Annotated in this window: 15 protein-coding genes and 1 riboswitch; of the genes, 6 read left to right on the top strand and 9 right to left on the bottom strand. The window is 72.4% G+C overall.

The features are described from left to right. Nucleotides 1–20: 20 nt before the first annotated feature. Nucleotides 21–2,060: a phosphocholine-specific phospholipase C gene (locus tag ACWGKJ_RS18440; RefSeq protein WP_385025783.1), complete on the bottom strand. Its 2,040-nt coding sequence runs from the start codon at nucleotides 2,058–2,060 to the stop codon at nucleotides 21–23. A 274-nt stretch (nucleotides 2,061–2,334) separates the two neighbouring features. Continuing rightward, a complete protein-coding gene (locus tag ACWGKJ_RS18445; protein ID WP_453315766.1) occupies nucleotides 2,335–3,420 on the bottom strand; it encodes a MerR family transcriptional regulator in 1,086 nt (361 codons plus the stop codon). Nucleotides 3,421–3,555: 135 nt separating this feature from the next. Between ACWGKJ_RS18445 and ACWGKJ_RS18450 the strand changes: the two genes are divergently transcribed. Further along, the gene (locus ACWGKJ_RS18450) at nucleotides 3,556–3,939 is read left to right on the top strand and encodes a VOC family protein (RefSeq protein WP_385025792.1); all 384 of its coding nucleotides are present in this window, start codon (nucleotides 3,556–3,558) and stop codon (nucleotides 3,937–3,939) included. A 42-nt stretch (nucleotides 3,940–3,981) separates the two neighbouring features. On the opposite strand, the gene ACWGKJ_RS18455 is transcribed toward ACWGKJ_RS18450, so the two are convergent. The 5 genes from ACWGKJ_RS18455 to cobN form a co-directional block, all read right to left on the bottom strand. Further along, nucleotides 3,982–4,854 carry an LLM class flavin-dependent oxidoreductase gene (locus ACWGKJ_RS18455; RefSeq protein ID WP_385025795.1) on the bottom strand — a complete coding sequence of 291 codons (873 nt, stop codon included), beginning with the start codon at nucleotides 4,852–4,854 and terminating at the stop codon, nucleotides 3,982–3,984. Between the two features lie 98 nt (nucleotides 4,855–4,952). After that, nucleotides 4,953–5,756, bottom strand: coding sequence for a hypothetical protein (locus tag ACWGKJ_RS18460; protein WP_385025798.1), 804 nt, complete (start codon nucleotides 5,754–5,756; stop codon nucleotides 4,953–4,955). Nucleotides 5,757–5,854: 98 nt separating this feature from the next. Beyond that, the gene (locus ACWGKJ_RS18465) at nucleotides 5,855–6,100 is read right to left on the bottom strand and encodes a hypothetical protein (RefSeq protein ID WP_385025801.1); all 246 of its coding nucleotides are present in this window, start codon (nucleotides 6,098–6,100) and stop codon (nucleotides 5,855–5,857) included. 463 nt (nucleotides 6,101–6,563) lie between these two features. Then, nucleotides 6,564–7,367 (bottom strand): polysaccharide deacetylase family protein, encoded by an 804-nt coding sequence (locus ACWGKJ_RS18470; RefSeq protein ID WP_385025805.1) that lies wholly within the window; start codon nucleotides 7,365–7,367, stop codon nucleotides 6,564–6,566. Between the two features lie 419 nt (nucleotides 7,368–7,786). Further along, nucleotides 7,787–11,383 carry a cobaltochelatase subunit CobN gene (cobN, locus tag ACWGKJ_RS18475; protein ID WP_385025808.1) on the bottom strand — a complete coding sequence of 1,199 codons (3,597 nt, stop codon included), beginning with the start codon at nucleotides 11,381–11,383 and terminating at the stop codon, nucleotides 7,787–7,789. 75 nt (nucleotides 11,384–11,458) lie between these two features. After that, nucleotides 11,459–11,590: riboswitch (cobalamin riboswitch) on the bottom strand. A 202-nt stretch (nucleotides 11,591–11,792) separates the two neighbouring features. Here cobN and ACWGKJ_RS18480 point away from each other — a divergent pair. The 3 genes from ACWGKJ_RS18480 to ACWGKJ_RS18490 are packed head-to-tail and all read left to right on the top strand — an operon-like array spanning nucleotide 11,793 to nucleotide 15,266. Next, complete coding sequence (locus tag ACWGKJ_RS18480) at nucleotides 11,793–13,112, top strand: cobalamin biosynthesis protein CobG (RefSeq protein ID WP_385025811.1); 1,320 nt, start codon at nucleotides 11,793–11,795, stop codon at nucleotides 13,110–13,112. 19 nt (nucleotides 13,113–13,131) lie between these two features. Then, nucleotides 13,132–13,758: a precorrin-8X methylmutase gene (locus ACWGKJ_RS18485; RefSeq protein WP_385025844.1), complete on the top strand. Its 627-nt coding sequence runs from the start codon at nucleotides 13,132–13,134 to the stop codon at nucleotides 13,756–13,758. 8 nt (nucleotides 13,759–13,766) lie between these two features. Beyond that, nucleotides 13,767–15,266, top strand: coding sequence for a precorrin-2 C(20)-methyltransferase (locus tag ACWGKJ_RS18490; RefSeq protein ID WP_385025814.1), 1,500 nt, complete (start codon nucleotides 13,767–13,769; stop codon nucleotides 15,264–15,266). Nucleotides 15,267–15,372: 106 nt separating this feature from the next. Here the strand turns inward: ACWGKJ_RS18490 and ACWGKJ_RS18495 are convergent, their stop codons facing one another. Then, the gene (locus ACWGKJ_RS18495) at nucleotides 15,373–16,122 is read right to left on the bottom strand and encodes a cobalt-precorrin-6A reductase (RefSeq protein WP_385025817.1); all 750 of its coding nucleotides are present in this window, start codon (nucleotides 16,120–16,122) and stop codon (nucleotides 15,373–15,375) included. 11 nt (nucleotides 16,123–16,133) lie between these two features. Here ACWGKJ_RS18495 and ACWGKJ_RS18500 point away from each other — a divergent pair, with 11 nt between their 5' ends. Further along, entirely contained in the window at nucleotides 16,134–17,264 is a 1,131-nt protein-coding gene (locus ACWGKJ_RS18500) for a cobalt-precorrin-5B (C(1))-methyltransferase (RefSeq protein WP_385025820.1), read from the top strand. A 39-nt stretch (nucleotides 17,265–17,303) separates the two neighbouring features. Here the strand turns inward: ACWGKJ_RS18500 and ACWGKJ_RS18505 are convergent, their stop codons facing one another. Beyond that, nucleotides 17,304–18,362, bottom strand: a complete 1,059-nt coding sequence (locus ACWGKJ_RS18505) for an Lrp/AsnC family transcriptional regulator (protein WP_385025823.1) — start codon at nucleotides 18,360–18,362, stop codon at nucleotides 17,304–17,306. Between the two features lie 86 nt (nucleotides 18,363–18,448). Between ACWGKJ_RS18505 and ACWGKJ_RS18510 the strand changes: the two genes are divergently transcribed. Further along, nucleotides 18,449–19,729: an amidohydrolase gene (locus ACWGKJ_RS18510; protein WP_385025826.1), complete on the top strand. Its 1,281-nt coding sequence runs from the start codon at nucleotides 18,449–18,451 to the stop codon at nucleotides 19,727–19,729. The last annotated feature ends 42 nt before the right edge of the window (nucleotides 19,730–19,771 follow it).

Genomic DNA, 19,771 nt, shown 5'->3' on the forward strand with positions numbered 1-19,771 from the left:
CCGTGAGCCTCCGTACCCGGTCAGCCGCTGACGCTCGGCGCCCCGGTCTCGATATGGCCGGTGTACCGGCGGGACCAGGTGCTGTCGCAGTCGGCCGTGACGGTGAAGTCGTACCAGCCGTGCGCGAGGGTCACCGCGTTGAAGTAGTCCTCGGCGGTGGAGCCCGCCGCGACCTTGTACGTCCAGGGTCCGTCCGTACGGTAGTTGGCGGCCTTGACGGTGAACGTGACCGCCGACGAGGAGGTGTTGGTGAAGGTGAACCAGATGGCCTGCTTGCCGGTGTTGGGCGCCGTCGCGTACCGGGCGGCCACCTCCACGGCCTTTCCGGCCTTCGACGCGTCGCCGGCGAACCGGCGCTGGAAACGGTTGGGCCCCATCAGCGTGATGTCGTACTTCCCCGATCCGTACCCGGCGCCGATGTTGAAGAAGTCGGTCGCGGTGCCGCCCGCGTCGACGGTGTACTGCCAGGGCTCCGTCGACCGGTAGGCGTTGGGGTGGATGGAGAAGTGCGCGGCGCTCGTGGCCTGGGAGCCCTGGTTGGACATGCCGAACCAGGCGAGGATCTTTCCGGCCGAACCGAACTCAAGGCGGTCCAGATTGGCGTTCGGCTGGTACGGAAGCGCGCGGGCCGGGCGGGTGCCGCTCTCCTGGGCGGGCAGGGCGTTGGTCTGCGGAGCCGGGTTCGGCAGTGAGGTACAGCTGTCGATCCCGATCACCTTGGCGGTGGACGGCAGGCCGGACGGCACCCCGTACACCGGTGCGGTGAAGTCGAAGACACCCGTGAGGTCGCCGGTGACCCGGCGCCGCCAGGCGCTGATGTTCGGACAGGTGGCCGGTTTGCCGAGCGCCGTGGTCCAGGTCTCCAGGAACCGGAGCACCGAGGTGTGGTCGAAGACCTCCGACGACACCCAGCCGCCCCGGGTCCAGGGCGACATCACGACCATCGGCACCCGGAAGCCCAGGCCGAACGGGACACCGTTCAGAAACTCGCCCGGCTCGTCGGCGGGCGGTGACGGCGGGGGTACGTGGTCGAAGAAGCCGTCGTTCTCGTCGTAGTTGAGAAAGAGGACCGTCGAGTCGAACACGTCCTGGTCGGCGGCGAGTGCCCGGTAGACCAGGTTGACGAAGTGCGCGCCGTCGCCCGGCGGGGCGTACGGGTGCTCGGAGAACCCCTGGTTGGGGACCACCCACGACACCTGCGGAAGAGTGCCCGCCAGCACGTCGGCCTTGATGGCAGCGGCGATGTCGTCGGGGGTGGAGCCGGTGGTGGCGGGTACGGAGCCCATGCCCCGGTCGTGGAGCGGGTCGCCCGGCGCGGCGTCGGTGAACTTGGTGAAGTACGCGAGGCCGTTGTCGCCGAAGTTGTCGTCGGCGTTCTGGTAGAGCTTCCAGCTGACCCCGGCGCGCTGCAGCGCCTCGGCGTACGTCTCCCAGGTCAGCCCGGACTCGTCGCCGCCGTCCTTGCTCGACGCGTCGACCTTGCCGCTCCAGAGGTACGTCCGGTTGGGGCCGGTGGCGCTGAGGGTGGATGAGAAGTACCCGTCGCAGACGGTGTAGTTGTCGGCCAGCGCATAGTGGAAGGGCATGTCGTCGCGGTCGAGGTAGCCCAGCGTACGGACGTTGCCGACCCCCGAGACCCAGTTGTCGAGGCGGCCCTTGTTCCAGGCGGAGTGCTGCGAGGACCAGCTGTGCGGCAGGTCGCCGTTGCACTGGGCGAGCGTCTCGCTGTCGACCCCGCCTGCCGCCGGGGTGGCACTGAGCTTCCACGGGTACTGGCGCCCGGCGCCGTTCGGCTGGTTGAACACGGACTGTCCGCCGGACAGTGATATCCCGCTGCGGTCGCCGAAACCCCGGACCCCCTTGAGCCGCCCGAAGTAGTGGTCGAAGCTGCGGTTCTCCTGCATCAGGATCACCACGTGCTTGACGTCCCTGAGCGTTCCGGTCGCACCGGCCGCCCGGTTCGCGGCCTCGGCACGCTCCCCCGCGCCCATCGGAACAACAGCGCCGGCAACCGCCCCCGCGCCGAGCGCCACGAACCCTCTTCGACTGATCGGTGTCATTCGCCTGCCCTCACCCTAGGAATGAGTTGCGCATACGTGATGGTGATTGCGCTACATCGCGCACAAGAGTGCAGGACTCCCGAGCCTCGCAGCTAGCCCCATGGCACCAGCACTCTGTGAAGATCCGCAGAACACCGGAGTCCACGCCGGGGGCGCGGGCATGAACCGGCCGGCCGTGGCGCAGTACGGCCGGCCGGTCCCGGATCTCTCTCGTCCCCAACGGGCTTGACTGGGGATCAGCTACGGGCCGACGCGGCGGCAGCCGTCCGCCGCCCTACGGGCGCTGCTCCGGCTCCAGGACGTCGGCGACCACACAGCTGACGTTGTCGGGGCCACCGGACCCGTTGGCCAGTGCGACGAGTGCACGTACGGCCGCGTCCGGATCAGCCGTGTCCTCGATCACCCGTCGGATGTCCTCGGCCGGCACCACAGCGGAGAGGCCGTCGGAGCAGAGCAGGTAGCGGTCTCCGGCGCGGGCGTCGTGCAGGCGCAGCTCCGCGACGGCGTCCCCCTCCCCCGCCAGCGCCCTGACCAGCAGGGATCGTTGGGGGTGCGAGACGGCCTCGTCCGGGGTGATGCGGCCCTCGTCGAGCATCGACTGGACCAGGGTGTGGTCGTGGGTGATCTGGAAGAACTCACCCCCGCGCAGCAGATAGGCACGTGAGTCGCCGATGTGGACCAGGGCCAGTTGCGATCCGGTCCGGAGCATCGCGGTGAGCGTGGTTCCCACACTCTGCGGGGACGGGTCGGCGGCGGCGATGCCGCCGACCGCCTGCCGGGCCCGCTCAACGGCGTCCTCAAGGACGTTGAGGAGACTGCCCGCCGGGACTCCGTCGGTCTCCAGGCGCCTGAGTACGCCGATGGCGGCAGCGCTTGCGGGGGCGCCCCCGGGGCCGAATCCATCGGCGACCGCGAGCAGACGGGATCCGGCGTAGACCGTGTCCTGGTTGCTCTCACGGACCCGCCCGGTGTCGGACAGGGCGGCGTAGCGGATGTTCAGCGGGGCGGCGTTCGATGTCATGGGTGAGTCCTTCCAGGACAGGTGGTCGACGAGGAAGGAGGCGAGGTCCCGCCTGGCGGCGGTGTCGGCCTCGACCTGGTACCAGAACGTACGGACCGCCTGCGCCGCCTCCGGCGCCGGCAGTTCGCAGACGTCCCGGATGCCCGCCAGCGGCATACCGAGGCGGCGGAGCCAGGCGACCAGCCGGGCACGTTCCAGCTGCTCGGGAGCGTAGAAACGGTAGCCGGTCACCGGATCCACCCGCACGGGGGCCAGCAGCCCGAGCCCGTCGTAGAGACGCAGCGCCTTCGGTGACAGACGGGACGCCCTGGCGAACGCCCCGATGGTCAGCAACTCCATGCCCGCTCCTCCTCGTACCGGGCCCTCGGCCCGGTCCGACCGATGCTGGGGCCTCCCCCAAGGGCAAGGTCAACGGCGGGTTCCGGCGGTTCCGCGCCGGGGCCGCCCCGGGCCCCACTCCGTACACTCACCGGCATGGCATGCCGCATCGGTGAACTGGTCATCGACGCCGCCGACGCCGAAGGGCTCGCCGCGTTCTGGAGCGAGGTCCTCGGCTACGTCGAACTCGGCCGGGAGGACGACGGAGGCATCGAGATCGGGCCGTCCGACGCCGGCTTCGGAGGCCCGCAGCCCACCCTCGTCATCAGCCCGAGCGGCGACCCGCGGGCGGGGAAACTCCGGCTGCACATCGACGTCAACCCCACCGACCGCGACCCGGACGCCGAACTGGAGAGGCTGCTGGCACTCGGCGCGAGGCCCGTCGACGTCGGCCAGGCCGGCGCCGAGAACTGGCACTGCCTGGCCGACCCGGAAGGCAATGAATTCTGCCTCCTCCGCACCCGGCTCCGGCCTCTCTGACGACGTACGTCCCACGGCAGCGAGCACCTCGTGGGACGACCGTCAGAAGACGGGCGGGCCCTGTTCGATCCGGCGCATGACCGGCTCGTAGCGGTCGAGCGCTCCGTCGGTCTGCAGCTGCCGTTCGTCCCACCAGGTGGCGCCGGCGTCGATGAGCGGTCCGATCTCGTCATGGGCGCGGGCGGCTTCGGCGGAGCTGGCGCCGCCCAGGACGATCTCGAAGGGAGGAGCCTCATCGGCGTCGGCACGCTGTTGGCGGAGGAAGGCGACCAGATCGCGTACCTCGTCCGCGGGCGGAATCCGGCCGTGCTTGGCTGAGGCGAACAGCGGAACCGCGCCGTCCCAGCGGGCGGCGCGGCGCATCGGTGGACGGCTGGGCCAGAATCCGCCGATCCAGACCGGGGGGCGCGGGCGCTGCACCGTGGCGGGCAGCAGGGTCACGTCCCGGACTGTGTAGTGCTCGCCTTCCGAGCTGACGGGCTCACCCGTCCAGTAGCGCCGCAGCAGGTCCAGGCCCTCGTCCAGCCGCCCGGCGAGGACTTTCGGGTCGGTCGGCTCGCCGAAGCTTCCGTACTCGTCCTCGATGGGGCCGCCCAGCCCCGCGCCGAAGATCACCCGGCCACCGCTGAGGGCGTCGAGGGTGGCCACCTGGCGGGCGAGCTGCTCAGGACGGCGCCGGGCGACCGGGGTGACCAGGGTGCCGAGCCGAAGCGTGGTGGTCGCCAGCGCCGCTGCGGTCAGCAGCATCCACGGGTCCCCGAAGGGCACGCCCTGGCGCTCGGCCTTGTCGTGCACCACATGGTCCCAGACGAACAGCCCGTCCCAGCCCGCCTGTTCGGCGGCTGCGGCTACCTCGGCCACTGTCCTGGGATCCGCGAAATCTCCGAAGTTCGGAATGTTGACCGAGAAGCGCATGCCCCCCATCCTGCGGCACGGCGGCGATGCGGGCAATCGAACAGGCGGGGCCGCTCACCGTCCGCCCGGCAGCGAGCAGCCCTTCCCGGATACGCGCGCTAGCGGCGGGCGGCGGCCACCGCGGCGTTGCCCGCCACCGTGACCTGCCGGCCCTGGGCGGTGGTCGTCGATGTGGTGCTCAGGCAGCTGCCCGACGCCGGATCGGTGACGGTGGGAAGGTCGCCCACATAGTCCGTCCCCGCCTCAGTGCCGACCGGTTTTCCGTAGGTCACGGTGGTCCGCTGACCGCAGCCGGCCGTGAGATAGGGCTCGATGAAGCCCTGGTCGGCGCTCTTGAACCGGCCCGATGCGGACGGAAGGCTGAAGCTTCCGATGTGTGCGACGGACGCACCGGTCGCGGTCTGGACGACGTCCCCCGACATCAGCTGGGTGTCCCCACTGACACCGGCGCGCTTGAGGACGAGCGAGTACATGGTGCCCGGCGTGTAGGAGAACCGGACCGCGCAGCTCACTCCGGCGCCGCCGTCGGCCCCGTAGGTGCAGTGGGTGTCCGTCGTGGTGGCCTCCGCGTTGAAGGAGCTGAAGACCGCCTGGAGCGTGTGGTGCCCGTCCGCGTCCACAGGCTCCGGCTGGAATCCGGCGTACGGCCGGGTGCCGCTCTCCAGAGTCGTGTAGTACGCGAAGTAGAGACCGGAGGCGTCAGGAGCGGAGTCAACGGACATCGGCAGCCGCAGCGTGGTCACCGGGGTCGGGGCGCCCGTGCTCCAGCGCGAGGTGGGCGTGGACGCCCATGACTGTCCCGCCGTGCCGAGCGCCAGCAGGGCGGTGGCGCCGAGGACTACGGCGGCCCTGACGCCGCGGCGCCCCGGCCTTCTGCTGGACGTACTCGCAAAGAATGGCATGCGCATGTCATCTCCCGATGGCCGGTGTTCGCTTGGGCGTCAGCATGTAAGCGATTGCTATCGCGCCGCAAGAGGGTCCACCGTGTTTCTGTCTTTTACTATGGCCAGCGTCCGGGAAAGCAGTAGTAACCGGTAACTCTGCGAGGGCAATTGGCCGGCTTCGTACGCCTCCTCCACCTCAGCGGATGGCACCCCGGCACCGGGGCGAGCACCTTCTCGGTGAGGAGTCCGAGGAGCCGCCGGTCCTCCTCGGCGGTGCCGCGCAGACCGGGCGAGTCCGGGTTGGTGTCCAGGAGCAGATGGGTGGCGCCCGACCCGGGCACATACCACACCGTCGGGGTCACAGCGTCCGGACGGGTCCTCGCAGCTGGAGACGACAGCTACGGACAGCGTGAAGCCGGCGGTCGGTCCGGAGTCAGGCTTCCACAGGCCCGGGTCCGCGCCGACACAAGCCGGCTGGCCGTCACCTACGGTCTCCAGAGACCTCATTCCGAACGGCTGGCGACGAAGCCCGGCCCATCCGTCTCGCGCCGATACTCGCGCGGATATGAGAGCCGTCCACGCATGCGCGACTCCGGTCGGGTTCGCCGGCCACGTGCGGCTCGGAGAGCAAGAGGCGGTGCAACCGCTCGAAGGCTCCGGCCTGCCGCCCCGTGTTCCGGACGCCGCCGGCAGGTCCGTTCTACAAGATCCTGTTACGAGCTCCGACCATCACCCTTGCCCCACAGGGGCGCGTCCCGGTGGGGAGGCACCCCGGCGGGGCAGGCTGTCACCGCCTACGACGGTCTGCGATGCCCGGCCCACGGGTCAGAGCTCCGGGCGTACCGGGACATAGCCCCTGTCGAGCAGGCGGGGCAGGTAGGTCCTGACCGCGGCGACGGTCTGGGAGCGGTTGCCGCCGCCGTCGTGGCAGAGCACGATCGCGCCGTCCTTGACGTCGCTCAGCACCGAGTTGGTGATGCTGCGCGTTCCCGGCCGCGCCCAGTCGTTGGTGTCGACGGACCAGCCCAGCGGTTCCATGCCCAGGTCGGCGCAGATTCCGAGAGTGACCGGGTTCCAGTCGCCGTACGGTGCGCGGGCCCAGTCGGGCGGGGCGCCGAGCACCTTCTCGATCAGGTCGCTGGTCCGCGAGAGTTCGGACCTGGCGGCGGCCGGCTTCAACTTGGTGAGCTGGGGGTGGGTCCAGGAGTGGTTGGCGACGGCGTGTCCGCCGTTGGCGATGTCGTGCAGCAACTGCGGGTACTGGACGGCGTTCTCGCCGATGACGCAGAACGTGGCCTGCACGTTGTACTGGGCCAGGATGCGGAGCACCTGCGGTGTGTACTCGGGGTCGGGGCCGTCGTCGAAGGTGAGCGCGATCCGGCGGCCGCTGTCCGCCAACGAGTACACGGCATGGGTGCGCACGGCCGGGTTGTGGGCCGGGGCGCCCATGGATGTCTCGCCCGCGATGGGGCGCAGCCGGTAGTCGGGCGGCCGGGCGGCCGCCGCCGCGGGTGGTCCGGCGGCGGGCGGGGCCTGTACGGGGTCCGGTGGCGGGGCGGCCGCCGGGGCGTGTGAGGGGTGCGGGGCCGATGCGGCGGTGCCCGGGAGACCGCACGCCCGGGAGACCACGCCGCCGACGGCCAGGGCGCTCAGACCGACGGCGGCGCGTACGAATCTGCGCCGCCCTTGCGTATTAGTGTGATTTTCTGACTGCATGGCTCCGTACTGCCATACACCGGCCCGGCGACGCGGCCGACACCACGGGGCGCCCGCCCGATTCCACCCTGTCGGACCAGCCGTGGCCCGCCGCGGTCACCGCGTGGCGCGGTCCGGCCCGCCCGTACGGCGTAACGGCGGCTCGGGCTCCCCGGTCCGGACCCGCGGGTCCGCGCCTTTCCCGCCGCGGTCGGCGGCGGCGCGGACCGGTCACCTCTCCCCGGTCCCGGGGATGTGTTGGCAGGCCGGCGCGCGGCCCTCCACCGGCTCGTACCACCGCCGCCGCAGCAGCAGGCAGGCCCCGGTGGGAGGGCCGGCGGAAAGGCCCCGCGTCAGTCCTCGCCCTCCAGGCTGCCCTCGGTCTCCAGATACACCTGGCGCAGCGCTTCGAGCGTCGCGGGGTCCGGTTCGGCCCACATGCCCCGGGACTCGGCTTCCAGGAGCCGTTCCGCGATCCCGTGCAGCGCCCAGGGGTTGGCCTCCTGGAGGAAGTCGCGGTTGACCGGGTCGAGTACATACGTCTCGGTGAGCTTGTCGTACATCCAGTCGGCGACGACACCCGTGGTGGCGTCGTACCCGAAGAGGTAGTCGACGGTGGCGGCGAGTTCGAAGGCGCCCTTGTAGCCGTGCCTCCGCATCGCCTCGATCCAGCGGGGGTTGACCACCCTCGCGCGGAAGACCCGGGAGGTTTCCTCGACGAGCGTGCGGGTGCGGACGGTCTCGGGGCGGGTCGAGTCGCCGATGTACGCCTCGGGGGCGCTCCCGCGCAGGGCCCGGACGGTGGCGACCATACCGCCGTGGTACTGGAAGTAGTCGTCGGAGTCCGCGATGTCGTGCTCACGGGTGTCGGTGTTCTTCGCGGCGACCGTGATCCGCTTGTACGCCGTCTCCATCTCGGCGCGGGCCGGGCGCCCGTCCAGCTCCCGCCCGTAGGCGTAGCCGCCCCACACCGAGTACACCTCGGCGAGATCCGCATCGGTGCGCCAGTCGCGGCTGTCGATGAGCTGGAGGATCCCGGCGCCGTAGGTACCGGGGCGGGAGCCGAAGATCCGGGTGGTGGCGCGGCGTTCGTCCCCGTGCTCGGCCAGGTCGGCCTGCGTGTGGGCGCGTACGTGGTTCTGCTCGTCGGGCTCGTCCAGGGACGCGGCCAGCCGTACCGCGTCGTCCAGCAGGCCGATGGTGTGCGGGAAGGCGTCACGGAAGAAGCCCGAGATGCGCAGGGTGACGTCGATACGGGGGCGGCCCAGCTCGTCGAGCGGGACCGGCTCCAGGCCGGTGACCCGGCGTGATGCGTCGTCCCACACGGGCCGGACACCGAGCAGGGCGAGGGCCTCGGCCACGTCGTCGCCCGATGTGCGCATCGCGCTGGTGCCCCAGAGGGAGAGCCCCACCGAGCTGGGCCACTCGCCGTTGTCGGTGCGGTAGCGCTCCACGAGCGAGTCGGCCAGCAGCTGTCCGGTCTCCCAGGCGAGCCTGGACGGGATGGCCTTGGGGTCGACGGAGTAGAAGTTGCGGCCGGTCGGCAGAACGTTGACCAGTCCGCGCAGCGGGGATCCGGAGGGGCCCGCGGGGACGAAGCCGCCGTCCAGGGCGTGGAGGGCGTGGTCGATCTCGTCGGTGGTGGCCGCCAGCCGCGGGACGACCTCCCGGGCCGCGAAGCCGAGGATGTCCGCCACGGCCTGCGGGTGCCCTTCGGCCACCTTGACCGCGGCTTCCGGGTCCCAGCCCGCCGCTTCCATCGCCTCGACGAGGGCCCGTGCCTGGTCCTCGGCCGCGTCGGCGCCGGTGCGGGTGGCGTTCGCCTCGTCCAGGCCGAGTGCTTCGCGCAGTCCGGGCAGTGAGGCGGTGCCGCCCCAGATCTGGCGGGCGCGCAGGATGGCGAGGACCAGGTTGACCCGGTCGGCTCCGGCGGGCGGATTGCCGAGGACGTGCAGCCCGTCGCGGATCTGCGCGTCCTTGATCTCGCACAGCCAGCCGTCGACGTGGAAGATGAAGTCGTCGAAGCCCTCGTCGTCGGGCCGGTTCTCCAGACCGAGGTCGTGGTCGAGCTTGGCGGCCTGGATGAGCGTCCAGATCTGGGCCCGGATGGCGGGCAGCTTCGCCGGGTCCATGGACGCGATCTGGGCGTACTCGTCGAGGAGTTGCTCCAGGCGCGCGATGTCCCCGTACGAGTCGGCGCGGGCCATCGGCGGCACCAGGTGGTCGACCAGGGTGGCGTGGACACGGCGCTTGGCCTGGGTGCCCTCGCCCGGGTCGTTCACCAGGAACGGGTAGACCAGCGGAAGATCGCCCAGGGCGGCGTCGGGTCCGCACGCGGCGGACAGGCCGGCGTTCTTCCCCGGCAGCCACTCCAGGTTGCCGTGCTTGCCGAGATGGATCACGGCGTCGGCACCGAAACCGCCGTCGTCCGCGGATGCGGCGATCCAGCGGTACGCCGCCAAGTAGTGGTGCGAGGGCGGCAGATCGGGGTCGTGGTAGATCGCGATCGGGTTCTCGCCGAAGCCGCGTGGCGGCTGGATGAGGATCAGCAGATTGCCGTGGCGCAGTGCGGCGAGCACGATGTCGCCCTCGGGGTTGCGGCTGCGGTCGAGGAACATCTCGCCGGGCGCCGGTCCCCAGTGCTCCTCCACGTCCGCGCGCAGTTCGGCGGGGAGTGTGGCGTACCAGCGCCGGTAGTCGGCGGCGGGGATACGGACCGGGTTGCGGGCGAGCTGTTCCTCGGTGAGCCACTCCTGGTCGTGGCCGCCTGCCTCGATCAGTGCGCGGATCAGTTCGTCGCCGTCACCCGAGGCGAGACCGGGGATCTCCCGGGTGCCGAAGTCGTACCCCTGGTCGCGGAGTCGGCGCAGCAGGGCCACGGCGCTCGCGGGGGTGTCCAGGCCGACGGCGTTGCCGATCCTGGAGTGTTTGGTGGGGTATGCGGAGAGCACCAGGGCCAGCTTCTTGTCGGCGGGGGCTATGTGCCGCAGACGGGCGTGGCGGACGGCGATCCCGGCGACGCGGGCGGCCCGTTCGGGGTCGGCGACATAGGCGGGCAGCCCGTCCTGGTCGATCTCCTTGAAGGAGAACGGCACGGTGATCAGGCGGCCGTCGAACTCGGGCACCGCGATCTGCCCTGCCGCGTCCAGCGGCGAAACGCCCTCGTCGTTGGCCTCCCAGGCGGCCCGCGATCCGGTGAGGCAGAGCGCCTGGAGGATGGGGACGTCCAGGGCGGTCAGGGCGCCCGCGTCCCAGGACTCGTCGTCGCCGCCCGCTGACGCCTCTGCGGGCTTCGTCCCGCCGGCGGCCAGGACGGTGGTGACGATGGCGTCCGCCGCGCGCAGCGTCTCGATCAGCCCAGGCTCGGGGGTGCGCAGTGAGGCGACGTAGAGCGGCAGGGGCCGGCCCCCGGCGTCCTCGACGGCGGAGCAGAGGGCGTCCACGAAGGCGGTGTTGCCGCTCATGTGGTGGGCCCGGTAGTAGAGCACCGCGACGGTCGGGCCGTCCGTGGCGCGTGCGGTGCGCTCCAGCGGACCCCAGCTGGGTGCGGGCGCCGGCGGTTCGAAGCCGTGGCCGGTGAGCAGCACGGTGTCGGAGAGGAACCGGGCGAGCTGGCCGAGGTTGGCGGGCCCGCCGTGTGCCAGATAGGCGTGGGCCTCGGCCGCGATGCCGACCGGGACGGTCGATGCCTCCATCAACTGGGCGTCGGGGGCCTGCTCGCCGGTGAGGACGACGACCGGGCGCCCGTCGGCCAGGAGCAGATCGATCCCCTCCTGCCAGGCGCGGATGCCGCCGAGGAGGCGTACGACGACCAGGTCGGCGCCTTCGAGGAGGGCGGGCAGTTCGGTGAGCGGGAGCCGGGACGGGTTGGCGAAGCGGTACGCCACCGGGCCTTCCGCGGCACGTGCGCTGAGCAGATCGGTGTCGGACGTCGACAGAAGCAGGAGCATGCGGCGTCATGCCTTCCTCGGGGTGTCCGCGCCCCGGGTTGTGGAGGATCGGGTCTCCCCTGCTCGGGCGGGGCCGAGAGTCCGGGGAAGGGAGTTCCTGGCTCACCCGGCTCACGGAGCCGGGCTCACAGTGGCGGGACCGCGCCGGAATCTGACCGGGCTTCCTCCCCTGTCGCCGTCTTGGGCGACAACGGGCCCGTGGGCTTTCGTCCGGCTCGTACCGGGCTCGCGGGTCCGGCGTGCACCCTGATCCGGCTGATCCGAACGGAAGACCCTCATGGCCCGTCGAGAAGCATAGTAACGACCTTGGCGGGCGGCCGGGAGAGTGCCCGCGGTCCCGCCCGCGGCCCGCCCGGTGTGCGCGAGCCGGCGTATCGGTGCAGGACACGGGCCCTGTGAGCCGGTCGGTATGCTCGCCGCCATGCCCCACTCCTCCATACCTCCGCCGCCACAGCAGCCGGTCCCCCGGCGTGACCGCGGTGACGCGTGTCCGGGCAGCCTGCGCCTGCACACGGCGGACGACGGCGCACTGGCGCGGGTCCGGATCCCCGCGGGGGTACTGACGGTCGCGCAGGCCGGGGTGTTGCTGGACGCCGCGCTGCGGCTGGGCGACGGGACGCTGCATCTGACGTCGCGCGGCAATGTGCAGCTGCGGGGGCTGGACCCCGGCAGCGGCCAGGAGCTCGCCGCGTTGCTCGCGGGCGCCGGGCTGCTGCCGTCCGTACGCCATGAGCGGGCCCGCAATGTCGTGGCATCGCCGCTGTGCGGGCTCGACGGGCGCGGGGCCGCCGATGTGCAGGGCTGGGCACGGGAGTTGGATGCGCTGCTCTGTGCCACTGAGGCCGCCGCCGGTCTCTCGGGCCGGTTCCTGTTCGCGCTCGACGACGGCCGCGGCGATGTGGCCGGACTCGGCGCCGATGTGACGTTGGTCGCTTCCGCGGACGGCGGCGCGCTGCTGTGTGCCGACGGGGTGCGGGAGACGCTGGCGGTTCCGGCCGCGGACGCGGCCCGCTGCGCCCTGCTGGCGGCCGAGACCTTTCTGGACGCCGTCCGTGCTGCCGGGACCGGAGCCTGGCGGGTGGCTGAACTGCCCGGCGTTCCGGGCCTGTTCGTACGGGCGGTCGCGGAGCGGCTGGCGGCGGCCGGGATCCCCGCCGCTGCCCGGGAGCGGGTCGGACCGCTGCCGTCCGGTGCCGGTCCCGTGCCCGGCACCGTCATGGCCCCGGACGGGCGGGCCGTGCTCTGCGCCGGGGCGCCGCTCGGCTCCCTCACCGCCGCCCAGTGGCGCCTGCTGACCGGGACCGCGCTGCGGGACGGGAGCGGGGAGCTGCGGCTGACCCCCTGGCGGGGAGTGGTGCTCCCCGGCCTGGGCCCGGACGCCGCCGAAGCCCGGTCGGCCGGACTGTCGGCGGCGGGGATGATCACCGGTCCGGACTCCCCCTGGCACGGGGTGGGGGCGTGCATCGGGCGCCCCGGCTGCGCCAAGTCCCTGGCCGATGTGCGCGCCGACGCCGCGCTGGCCCCCGGCACGGGCCGCGGCCTGCCCGTGTACTGGTCGGGGTGCGCACGGCGCTGCGGCCACCCGCACGGCGACCGGGTGGACGTGGTCGCCACGGCCGGCGGTTACGAGGTCTCCGTACGCGGCGAACGGCTGCACGGCACCATGAACGACCCTTCAGAGTTCGCCGCCACCGTGGCGGATGCCCGGACCACACCCCTCACGCAGTGACGAAATGAGCGAGAAGACAGTGTTCGACTACGAGAAGGACGGCCCGGCGATCTACCGCCAGTCCTTTGCGACCATCCGCGCAGAGGCGGACCTCTCGGGGCTTCCCGCCGATGTCAGCCAGGTCACCGTCCGGATGATCCACGCCTGCGGCATGGTCGACCTGGTGCGTGATCTCGCCTACACCCCGCAGGTGGTGGCGCGCGCCCGCGAGGCGCTGCGTGCCGGGGCCCCGGTGCTGTGCGACGTGGCGATGGTGGCCAGCGGGGTGACCCGTAAACGGCTGCCGGCCGGCAACGAGGTGGTGTGCACGCTCTCCGACCCGTCCGTGCCCGGCCTCGCGGCGGAGCTGGGCACGACGCGCACCGCGGCCGCGCTCGAACTGTGGCGTGACCGTATGGAGGGCGCCGTGGTGGCCGTGGGCAATGCGCCGACCGCCCTGTTCCGGCTCCTTGAGATGGTCCGCGAGGGCGCACCGCGCCCTGCGGCGGTCATCGGGGTGCCGGTCGGTTTCGTCGGCGCGGCCGAGTCCAAGGACGCGCTGGCGGCGAACGGTCTGGACCTCGACCATCTGGTGGTGCGGGGGCGGCGCGGCGGCAGCGCCATCGCGGCGGCAGCGGTCAACGCCATCGCGAGCGAAGAGGAATGAACAGCGGCATGAGCGAGCAGAGCACCGGACGGCTGTACGGGGTCGGGCTCGGCCCGGGCGACCCGTCGCTGATGACCGTACGCGCCGTGGAGGTCATCGCGCAGGCGCAGGTGGTCGCCTTCCACAGCGCCCGGCACGGCCGGTCCATAGCCCGGTCCATCGCGGCCGCGCACATCCGCGCCGACCACATCGAGGAGGCGCTGGTCTACCCGGTCACCACGGAGACCACCGACCATCCCGGCGGATACCGGGGCGCCATGGAGGAGTTCTACGCCGAAGCGGCGGCCCGGCTGGCCGCGCATCTCGACGCGGGCCGCACGGTGGCGGTGCTCGCCGAGGGCGATCCGCTCTTCTACGGCTCGTACATGCATATGCACAAGCGGCTGGCGGACCGCTATCCGACCGAGGTGATCCCGGGTGTGACCTCGGTGAGCGCCGCCGCCGCCCGGCTCGGTGCGCCGCTCGTCGAGGGCGAGGAGGTGCTGACGATCCTGCCGGGCACACTGCCCGAGGAGGAGCTGACGGCCCGTCTGGCGTCGACGGACTCCGCGGTGGTGATGAAGCTGGGCCGCACCTTCCCCGCGGTACGGCGGGCCGTCGCCCGGTCGGGGCGGATGGCCGACGCCCGCTATGTGGAGCGCGCCACGATGCCGGGGGAGCGTACCGGCGAACTGGCCGATGTGGAGGCGGGATCGGTGCCGTACTTCTCGGTGGCGGTGCTGCCGAGCCGGATCGGCGCACCCGGTCCGGTACGGGAGCACGGCGATGTCACCGTGGTCGGTACCGGGCCCGCGGGGCCGCTCTGGCTCACCCCGGAGACCCGGGGCGCACTGGCGGCGGCGGACGATCTGGTCGGCTACACCACGTATCTGGACCGGGTCCCGGTCCGGCCGGGGCAGCGGCGGCACGGTTCCGACAACAAGGTCGAGTCGGAGCGTGCCGAGCTGGCTCTCGATCTGGCCGGGCGCGGGCGGAAGGTCGTGGTGGTGTCGGGCGGCGACCCCGGTGTGTTCGCCATGGCCACCGCCGTACTGGAGGTCGCCGCCCAGGACGCGTACCGCGATGTTCCGGTGCGGGTGCTGCCGGGGGTGACGGCGGCCAACGCGGCTGCCGCGCGTGCGGGGGCGCCGCTCGGCCACGACTACGCGACGATCTCGCTCTCGGACCGGCTCAAGCCGTGGGAGGTGATCGCGGAGCGGCTGCGCGCCGCTGCGGCGGCCGACCTGGTGCTCGCCCTGTACAACCCCGGTTCCCGCAGCCGGACCTGGCAGGTCGGCAAGGCCCGCGACCTGCTTCTGGAGCACCGCGCGCCGGGCACCCCCGTGGTGCTGGGCCGGGACGTCGGCGGGCCGGACGAGAGCGTGCGGATCGTGCGTCTGGGGGCGCTGGATCCGGCCGATGTCGACATGCGCACGATTCTGCTGGTCGGCTCGTCCAGGACCCGGACCGTGCGGCGTGGTGACGGCGAGGAGATCGTCTGGACGCCACGGAGCTATCCCGAGGGGTGAGCGGGGCAGGCCGGTACGGGACGGACGGGTACGGGGCTGACCCGTACGGGGTGCACCGGTGTCCGGTGCACCGGGCTGCTGTCCCGGTGCTGGCGGCGGGCGCGGCTCAGGCCGCTCCCCCGCCGTCCCGCCGCTCCCGTACCCACCGGACGGCTTCGCCGGGGGTTTGCGCGAGCTGTACGCCCTCGGGCACGGCGGGGCGGCGGACGACGACCACCGGAACGCCCGCCTCGCGTGCCGCGGTGAGCTTGGCCGCGGTGGCCGGCCCCCCGCTGTCCTTGGTGACCAGTACGTCGATCCGGTGGTCGCGCAGCAGCGCCCGCTCGCCTTCCAGGGCGAAGGGGCCCCGGTCCAGCAGCGTTTCCATGTGCGCCGGGTGCGGGGGGTGCGGGGCGTCGACCGACCGCACCAGGAACCAGAGCCCGTCCAGAGCCGCGAACGCGGCCAGACCCGTACGCCCCGTGGTGAGGAAGACCCGGCGCCCCAGCACCGGAAGCATCGCGGCGGCCTGCTCAAGGGAGTCGGCCGGATGCCAGTCGTCGGCCTCGCCCGCCACCCACCCGGGCCTGCGCACGGCGAGCAGGGGAACATGGGCGGTGGCAGCGGCCGAAGCCGCGTTGAAACTGATGGTTCCGGCGAAAGGATGGGTCGCGTCGATGAGCGCGTCGACCTCGTGCTCGCGCAGCCACTGCGCCAGACCCCCGGCTCCGCCGAATCCGCCGATACGGACCTCCCCCGGCGGCAGCACGGGCCGTGCCAGGCGCCCGGCCAGGGAACTGGTGACACGGGCCCCGGGGTGCAGCTCCGCGGCGATCCGCCGGGCCTCGGTCGTGCCGCCGAGTATCAGTACGTGCATCGGAGCCTCTCGTGGCTGAGGGGGTGGGTGGCCGCAGCGCCCAACTCAAGCACACCGGGCTGCGGCCGGGCTGGACGACCGGCGCCTGCGCGACGGCTGCCGCGACGGCCGCCTGGACCGCGCTGCTGAGCGGCGAGTTCCCCGACCCGGTGACGGTCACCCTGCCCAAGGGGCAGACGCCGTCGTTCGCGCTGGCCGTGGAGGAGCTGGGCGACGGCCGGGCGACCGCCGGGGTGGTCAAGGACGCGGGCGACGACCCGGACGTCACCCACGGCGCGCTGGTCCGGGTCACCGTCCGGCGGCTGCCCCCGGGCTCGGGGGTGGTGTTCAGGGCGGGCCCCGGTGTCGGTACCGTCACCCGCCCCGGCCTTCCGCTGGAGGTGGGCGAGCCCGCGGTCAATCCGGTGCCGCGGCAGATGATGCGCGAACACCTCACGCGGGTCGCCGAACGCCATGGCACCGGCGCGGACGCCGAGCTGACCGTCGCCGTGGACCACGGCGAGGAGATCGCCCGCTCCACCTGGAACCCCCGCCTGGGCATCCTGGGCGGTCTGTCCATCCTGGGGACCACGGGCGTGGTGGTGCCCTACTCGTGCTCGGCCTGGATCGACTCGATCCGGCGCGGTGTCGATGTGGCGCGGGCGGCCGGGCGTACCCATCTCGCCGGATGCACCGGCTCCACGTCGGAGCGTACGGTCGTCGCCGAGTACGGGCTCCCCGAGGACGCTCTGCTCGACATGGGTGACTTCGCGGGGGCCGTGCTCAAGTACGTACGGCGTCATCCGGTGGACCGGCTCACCGTCTGCGGGGGCTTCGCCAAACTCTCGAAACTGGCGGCCGGGCATCTGGATCTGCACTCCGCCCGTTCCCAGGTGGACAAGGGCTTCCTGGCGGGCCTGGCCCGGCAGGGCGGCGCCGGTGAAGCGCTGGCCGCTGAGGTCGCCGGGGCCAACACCGGGCTCGCCGCCCTGCAGTTGTGCGGTGCGGCGGGGGTACCGCTGGGCGATCTGGTGGCGGTGGCCGCCCGCGACCAGGCGCTCTCGGTGCTGCGGGGGGCGCCGGTCGCGGTCGACGTCATCTGCATCGACCGCGCGGGCGGCATCGTGGGCCGCAGCGCGACGGGAGCGTGGCGCGCCCGCTGAGCCCGTCCGCCGCGACCGGCCCTGCTCAGTCAACCGCGGTCAGTCGTGCTCGGGAAGCCCGAGTGGCACACGGCGGACCGCGCGGCCGTCGATGTCCAGGAGCCATCCCATGCGTTTGGCGGACTGGAGGGCCACCGACCGGTCCTTGACCTCCAGTTCGGGGAAGCGTTCGGCGAGCGACGCCTCGAAGGAAGCGATACCGCTCAGGCCGGGGAGCCAGACCGCGATGAGCAGGTTGTGCGGGCCGCTCACGGACGCGCACATCCGCACCTGTTCCATCCGGGCCACCGCGCTTCCCGTCGCTTCCAGCCGTCCGTGCGGTACGACACCCCGGAACACCACCATCGTGGACAGACCGGCCAGCGGACGGGCGAGGTCGCAGCGGAAGGAGATGGAGCCGGTCCGGATCATCCGCTGGAGTCTGCGGCGGGCGGTGTGCTCACTCATGCCGGCCGCCGCGCCGAGTTCCGTGTAGCCCATACGTCCGTCGGCTCCCAGCGCGGTCTTCAGGGCCCGGTCCTCGGGGTCCTGCTCGGCGGGCGTCCGAGTGCCGCCGCGGGGCCTGCGGGGTGAGCGAGAGGCTGCCAGACCCGTGCGGAGTGCGGGTTCCATCGCACCCATCCGCCAGTCGCCACCCTCTCCGAAGAAGGTGAGGGCCAGCCGGGTGCGGGTGGAGCGCACCCCCGGCAGTCCGCCGATGAGGCGGTGGACGGACTGCCCGAGCCGCGGCAGATCGGCCGCGGCGACGGACACGAGCAGGTCGTAGTCGCCCGCTGTCACGTCGAGGCTGAAGACCCAGGCCATCCCGGCCAGCGCGGCGGTGACCGCGTCGAGGGATCCCGGCCGGCAGCGGACCTCCACATAGGCGATGGTCGCCGCGTCGGGCGCGTCATAGGCGGTGACCCAGGCCAGCCCCGCGGCCCTCAGACGCTCCCAGCGGCGGGCCGCTGTCGTCGGGTCCGCTCCGATCGCCCGCCCGATCCGGGTCCAGGGGGCGCGCGGCGCGTACTGCAGTGCGTCCACCAGTACGAGATCGGGTTCGGACAGACGGCTGCGGGAATCCGGCGGTTCCCGGTCAGGTATGCGGCTTTCCTGCATTTCGGGGCCTCCTTGACGCGCGGGCCGGAGGGTGGGGCAGCCGCCGGCCACCGTCCGGTGATGGCCACTGTAGAGAGGAGCGCCGTATGACTGTTTCCGCCACTCCCCTGCTCACCGGCCTCGAAGGCCGACTGCCCGCCCTGCGCGAGCTGTACAGGGATCTGCACGCCCACCCGGAGCTCTCCTTCCAGGAGGTCCGCACGGCCGCCCTCGTCGCGGACCGGCTGCGTGAGCAGGGCTGGGAGGTCACCGAGCAGGTGGGCGGCACCGGTGTCGTCGGGGTGCTCGGGACCGGCGAGGGGCCGGTGGTCCTGCTGCGGGCCGACATGGACGGGCTGCCGGTACGGGAGGAGACCGGACTGCCCTACGCCTCCACCGTGACCGCGCAGGACGGCGACGGCGACGAGGTGCCCGTGATGCACGCCTGCGGGCACGACATGCATGTCACCTGTCTGCTGGGGGCCACCGCGCTGCTCGCCGCCAACCGGGACGCCTGGCGGGGCACGGTCGTGGCCGTGTTCCAGCCGGCGGAGGAGGTCGGCGGGGCCACGGCCATGATCGACGACGGGTTCCTGGAACGGTTCCCCCGGGCCGGGATCTGTCTGGGCCAGCATGTGGCCCCCGCGCCGGCCGGCTTCGTCGGCACCCGGCCGGGACCGGTGATGGCGGCTTCGGACAGCCTGCGGGTCCGGCTGTTCGGGCGGGGCGGCCATGGGTCGACGCCCGAGGCGACCGTGGATCCCGTCGTGCTGGCGGCGGCGGTCATCATGCGTCTGCAGACCGTGGTGTCGCGTGAGGTCGGAGCGGGTCAAACGGCCGTGGTCACCGTGGGGTCCGTCCACAGCGGCACCAAGGAGAACATCATCCCGGACACCGCCGACCTGAGCATCAACATCCGGAGCACCACCGCAGCGGTACGGGAACGGGTGCTGGCGGCCGTCGAACGGATCATCCGCGGTGAGGCCGCCGCGTCCGGGGCCCCGAAGGAGCCCGAGATCGAGGCGTTCCACTGCTTCCCGGTCACGTTCAACGACCCCGTGGCCACCGGCACGGTGCAGGCCGGGCTGACCGCCGCCCTGGGTGATGGCCGGGTGTTCACGCTGCCCCAGGCGATCACCGGCAGCGAGGACTTCGGCACCTTCGGGACCGCGCTCGGCGTGCCCTCCGTCTTCTGGTACTTCGGCGGTACGGATCCGGCCCGGTTCGAGGGCTTCGACCCCGGCGGGATCCTGGAGAACGGGATCCCGCCGGAGATCCCCGGCAACCACTCGTCCCTCTTCGCCCCGGCGCCCGATCCGACCATCGGGGTCGGCGTCACCTCGCTGCTCGCGGCGGCCGCGCAGTGGCTGATACCGGTGGCTCCCTAGGGTCTGTCGTCGAAGTGCCGACAGACCCTGGCGTTCCGACGG

This window comes from Streptomyces sp. NPDC054757 (assembly GCF_053612185.1).

Coding starts and splice junctions, on each gene's coding strand:
- ACWGKJ_RS18510 (WP_385025826.1), top strand. CDS start 18,449: ATGACTGTTTCCGCCACTCCCCTGCTCACCGGCCTCGAAGGCCGACTG.
- cobN (WP_385025808.1), bottom strand. CDS start 11,383: ATGCTCCTGCTTCTGTCGACGTCCGACACCGATCTGCTCAGCGCACGT.
- ACWGKJ_RS18455 (WP_385025795.1), bottom strand. CDS start 4,854: ATGCGCTTCTCGGTCAACATTCCGAACTTCGGAGATTTCGCGGATCCC.
- ACWGKJ_RS18445 (WP_453315766.1), bottom strand. CDS start 3,420: ATGGAGTTGCTGACCATCGGGGCGTTCGCCAGGGCGTCCCGTCTGTCA.
- ACWGKJ_RS18495 (WP_385025817.1), bottom strand. CDS start 16,122: ATGCACGTACTGATACTCGGCGGCACGACCGAGGCCCGGCGGATCGCC.
- ACWGKJ_RS18480 (WP_385025811.1), top strand. CDS start 11,793: ATGCTCGCCGCCATGCCCCACTCCTCCATACCTCCGCCGCCACAGCAG.
- ACWGKJ_RS18490 (WP_385025814.1), top strand. CDS start 13,767: ATGAGCGAGCAGAGCACCGGACGGCTGTACGGGGTCGGGCTCGGCCCG.
- ACWGKJ_RS18440 (WP_385025783.1), bottom strand. CDS start 2,060: ATGACACCGATCAGTCGAAGAGGGTTCGTGGCGCTCGGCGCGGGGGCG.
- ACWGKJ_RS18505 (WP_385025823.1), bottom strand. CDS start 18,362: ATGCAGGAAAGCCGCATACCTGACCGGGAACCGCCGGATTCCCGCAGC.
- ACWGKJ_RS18460 (WP_385025798.1), bottom strand. CDS start 5,756: ATGCCATTCTTTGCGAGTACGTCCAGCAGAAGGCCGGGGCGCCGCGGC.
- ACWGKJ_RS18450 (WP_385025792.1), top strand. CDS start 3,556: ATGGCATGCCGCATCGGTGAACTGGTCATCGACGCCGCCGACGCCGAA.